The sequence below is a fragment of the Micropruina sp. genome (assembly GCF_047607385.1).
Classification (GTDB): Bacteria; Actinomycetota; Actinomycetes; order Propionibacteriales; family Propionibacteriaceae; genus Micropruina.
In genome coordinates this window covers 1-3,909 of record NZ_JASGDE010000101.1, presented here as the reverse complement: position 1 = coordinate 3,909, position 3,909 = coordinate 1, and the positions used below count along the sequence as shown (strand labels likewise).

Sequence of the window (3,909 nt, the reverse complement as noted above, 5' to 3'; positions counted from 1 at the left end):
TGCCCGAGCCTGGATGCGAGGGCGGCCGCCGCCGGCGCACGTCCGGACCCCTTCCGGCGCCTCGTTCGGACCCCTTCCGGCGCCCCGTCTGGCGTGCCCTTCCGGCGTGCCTGTCCGGCACGCCCCGTCCGGCGGGCCTGTCCGGCGCGGTCAGCGCCGGGCCAGCAGTTCGAGCAGCAGCCGCTCCAGCAGGTCGCGATACTCGTCGAGGCTGGAGCCCTCCACCCGGACCACCCGGTCGTACACCTCGACCGAACTGATCACGTCGCTCCACCGGGCGAGGACGTCGTCGGACACGTCGTCCCGCAGCCAGCCGCGCTCGCGCCAGAGCCGCAGGATCGCCAGGTTCTCGGCGCGGATCCGCTCCGCCAGCACCCGGAGCTCGCGGGCCAGCTTCGCATCGCCGCGGGCGGCCTCGGAGAAGGCCAGCCAGAGGCCGTGCGTCCCGCCGTTCACCTGGACCAGGATGTCGGCGGAGATCCTCGCCGCGTCCGCGATCGAGCCGGCCTCCAGGAACCGCGCCCCGAGCGGGGTGTCGATCAGGGCCTGGTCGCTGCGGGCGCCGAAGGCGTACTGGTCGATGGCCGTCCGCAGCAGCCGCAGCTTGGGCCCGTGCCCTTGGACGGTCTCGGTGGACACCCCGGCCGCGCGGGCGATCTGCGGCAGCGAGGTCGCGGCGTAGCCGCGGGACGCGAACAGCTCGGCGGCCGCCCGGACCACCCGCTCCCGGGTGGCGGCGGCCTGCTGCTCCCGCAACTCCGACGAATACCTGCGCTTGCCCATGGTGACTTCTGTAGCCATATTGATTCCTGTATCAGGGTAGTGAATACTCGGCTCCTGTAGCCAACGCTACACCACAGAGATGGGAGTCCTGATGGCATCGGTCATCTTCGCCAGCGTCCCGGTGCACGGCCATGTCACGCCGCTGCTGCCGCTGGCCGCCGAACTCGTCGCGCGCGGCGATCGGGTGCGGTTCCTCACCGGCGCGCGGTTCGCCGCCGCCGTCCTGGCCACCGGCGCGGAGCACGTCCCGCTGCCCGGCGAGGCCGACTTCGACGACCGGAATGTCTCGGCCCACTTCCCGGAGCGGGAGCGGCTGTCACCGGTCAAGGCGGTCGCCTACGACCTCGAACACATCTTCGTCCGGCCCGCCCCGGCCCAGTACGCGGCGATCCGCCGCCTGCTCGGCGACGAACCCGCCGACGCGATCGTGACCGACCCGACCTTCGCCGCCGGGGCGCTGCTGGCCGGGCAGCCGGCCACCGAACGCCCGCCGGTGCTGGTCGGCGGGGTGCTGCCGCTCAGCATGCCCTCGGCCGACCTGGCGCCGTTCGGCCTGGGCGTCCCGCCGCTGGGCGGACTGGCCGGACGGCTCCGCAACGCCGTGCTGCGGGCGGTCAGCGACCGGCTGTTCGCCTCGCTGGACGCCGCCGACCGGGAGATCGGACGCCGAGTCCTCGGCCACGAGCCGAGCATCCGGATCATGCAGTGGCTGCAGTACGCCGACGGGGTGATCCAGCTGACCGTGCCCTCCTTCGAATACCCGCGTCCGGAGGCCGATCCGGAGCGGCTCACCTTCGTCGGGCCGGTGTCGGCGTCCGGCTCGCGCCAGCATGCGCTGCCGGACTGGTGGGCGGAGCTGGACGGCAGCCGTCCGGTCGTGCACGTCACCCAGGGCACCATCGCCAACGACGACCTGACCGAGCTGATCCGGCCCACCATCGACGCCTTCGCCGACCGCGAGCCGCTGGTGCTGGTCGCCACCGGTGGTGCGCCGGTGGCCAGCCTGGGAGCGTTGCCGGGCAACGTCCGGGCGGCGGAATTCCTGCCCTACGAGGAGCTGCTGCCGCGGACCACGGTGATGGTCACCAACGGCGGCTACGGCGGCGTCCAGTTCGCGTTGCGGCACGGCGTCCCGCTGGTGGTCGCCGCGGGCAAGGAGGACAAGGCCGAGGTGGCGGCCCGGATCGCCTGGTCGGGGGTGGGCGTCCGGCTGTGGGCGCAGCGGCCCACGCCGGCCCAGCTGCGCCGCGGCGTCGAGCGGGTGCTGGCCGATCCGTCCTACCGGCAGGCGGCGGGCCGGATCGGTGCCGAGATCGCGGCCTCGCCGGGCGTGGCCGGCTTCGTCCGGGCCCTGGACGCCGTGATCGGGCGCCGATGTGCCAGGGTCGACTCGAGGGTCGAGCCTGTTGAGACCTGTCCCACCGTCTGAGGTCTGTCGGTTGAGCTTGTCGGTACCGACGGCACCGCGGGATCTCGACAAGCTCGATCAGCGACCAGCTCGATCAGCGGTCGAGCTCTGCCCGCATCCCGCCGATCTGCTCCGGGGTGACCCGGCAGCAGCCGCCCAGGCCCCGGACCCCGGCCCTCGACCAGGCTCGGGCGCTGCCGGCCGCGGCCGGCTCACCGGTCCAGACCCGGCCGGCGCTGTCCCACTGCTCGCCGCTGTTCGGGTAGAACACCACCGGACGCCGTCCACCGACCGCGGCCAGCACGGCGGCGGCGTCGTCCGGATCGCAGCAGTTGGCGCCGAGCGCGACCACATTCGGCACCTCGGCGGCGATCGCGTAGGCCTCGGACGCCGGCTCGCCGCGCCGGGTGCGGTCGCCGACGGTGGTCAGCGCGATCCAGGCCGGGATGCCCAGGGAGTCCAGCTCGGCGGCCAACGCCTCGGTCTCGGCCAGCGACGGAATGGTCTCGCAGGCCAGCAGATCGGCACCGGCCTCGGCCAGGATCTCCAGCCGCGGACGATGCCAGGCCCGCAGCTGCGCCACGCTCAACCCGTAGTCACCGCGATATTCGGAGCCGTCGGCCAAGGTCGCGCCATAGGGACCGACGGACGCCGCCACCCAGCGCGGCGCCCCGAACGCCTCGGACGCCTCACGGGCCAGCCGGACGCTGCGGCGCAGTGCCTCGCGGGCCTCGGCCGCGGTGTGCCCGGCGGCCTCGAAGCCCGACTCGCTGACCTGATAGGACGCCGTGGTCGCCACCTCCGCGCCGGCGGCGAAGAAGTCCTCGTGGGTGGCGCGGATCTCGTCCGGATCCTCCAGCAGCAGCCGGGCCGACCACAGCGTGTCGCTGAGATCGTGACCCCGGGCCTCCAGGCGGGTGGCCAGTCCGCCGTCCAGCAGGACGACCCGATCGGCCAGCGCCGCGGCGAAGCTCTCCATCCGGTCACGGTAACGCAGCGCACCAGCCCGTGCCCCGGTCACCCCTGGGGTGGGGCCTGCCGCGGGCTCCGCGGTTGTCGGGCCGTACGGTGAGCGGGTCGGGCGAAGCCAGTGCGCCCAGCTGGGGTCGCGCAGTAGGCGCGGATCGGTGGATTGAGGCTTAGCCTCGATCCACCGATGGGCGGCGTAGCGAGCGGCGCCAGATGGGTGCAATGGCAAGCCGGGAACGCGAAGGCGTACCGGGTCGTACGGTGAGCGGGTCGGGCGAAGCCAGTGCGCCCAGCTGGGGTCGCGCAGTAGGCGCCAATCGGTGGATTGAGGCTTAGGAAACCCGGAATCGTTCGGCGATCTCCGCGCCGACTTCGGTGAGCATGGCGGCGGTGTCGGTGAAGCAGCGCCGCGGGTCACGGTCGGCCAGCGCGAAGCCGGCCTCGAAACCGGCCGTTCGGAGCTGTTCGGGGCGCAGGGCGCAGCGGCCGCAGACCGCGACCACCGGCACGCCGTGCGCGGCGGCCAGCCGGCTCACCCCGACCGGGGTCTTGCCGCCCAGGCTCTGGCTGTCCAGGCTGCCCTCGCCGGTGATCACCAGGTCGGCGCCGGCGACCAGGGCGTCCAGGCCGACCAGTTCCAGTACCAGGTCGACGCCGGGCCGCGGCTCGGCGCCGAGCACCGTCATCGCCGCGTAGCCGACGCCGCCGGCGGCACCGGCACCCGGGCGGGCGGCGCCCTCGGCGGCGAG

Annotated in this window: 4 protein-coding genes; 1 reads left to right on the top strand and 3 read right to left on the bottom strand. The window is 73.9% G+C overall.

All coding sequences use genetic code 11. From position 1 onward, the window contains the following. Nucleotides 1–150: 150 nt before the first annotated feature. Nucleotides 151–801 carry a TetR/AcrR family transcriptional regulator gene (locus QM582_RS09040; protein WP_415083701.1) on the bottom strand — a complete coding sequence of 217 codons (651 nt, stop codon included), beginning with the start codon at nt 799–801 and terminating at the stop codon, nt 151–153. A gap of 73 nt (nt 802–874) precedes the next feature. Between QM582_RS09040 and QM582_RS09035 the strand changes: the two genes are divergently transcribed. Continuing rightward, nucleotides 875–2,212 (top strand): glycosyltransferase, encoded by a 1,338-nt coding sequence (locus tag QM582_RS09035; protein ID WP_415083700.1) that lies wholly within the window; start codon nt 875–877, stop codon nt 2,210–2,212. Nucleotides 2,213–2,285: 73 nt separating this feature from the next. On the opposite strand, the gene mmuM is transcribed toward QM582_RS09035, so the two are convergent. Together mmuM and QM582_RS09025 are read right to left on the bottom strand one after the other, a co-directional pair. Next, on the bottom strand, nt 2,286–3,170 hold the full coding sequence (mmuM, locus tag QM582_RS09030; protein ID WP_415083698.1) for a homocysteine S-methyltransferase: 885 nt from the start codon (nt 3,168–3,170) through the stop codon (nt 2,286–2,288). 322 nt (nt 3,171–3,492) lie between these two features. After that, nucleotides 3,493–3,909 (bottom strand): glycerate kinase (locus QM582_RS09025; protein ID WP_415083697.1); only part of this gene is annotated, 417 nt, incomplete at its 5' end.

What these genes read in the sequence shown, in the direction of transcription:
- QM582_RS09040 (WP_415083701.1), bottom strand. Translation starts at nt 801, where the DNA reads ATGGCTACAGAAGTCACCATGGGCAAGCGCAGGTATTCGTCGGAGTTG.
- mmuM (WP_415083698.1), bottom strand. Translation starts at nt 3,170, where the DNA reads ATGGAGAGCTTCGCCGCGGCGCTGGCCGATCGGGTCGTCCTGCTGGAC.
- QM582_RS09035 (WP_415083700.1), top strand. Translation starts at nt 875, where the DNA reads ATGGCATCGGTCATCTTCGCCAGCGTCCCGGTGCACGGCCATGTCACG.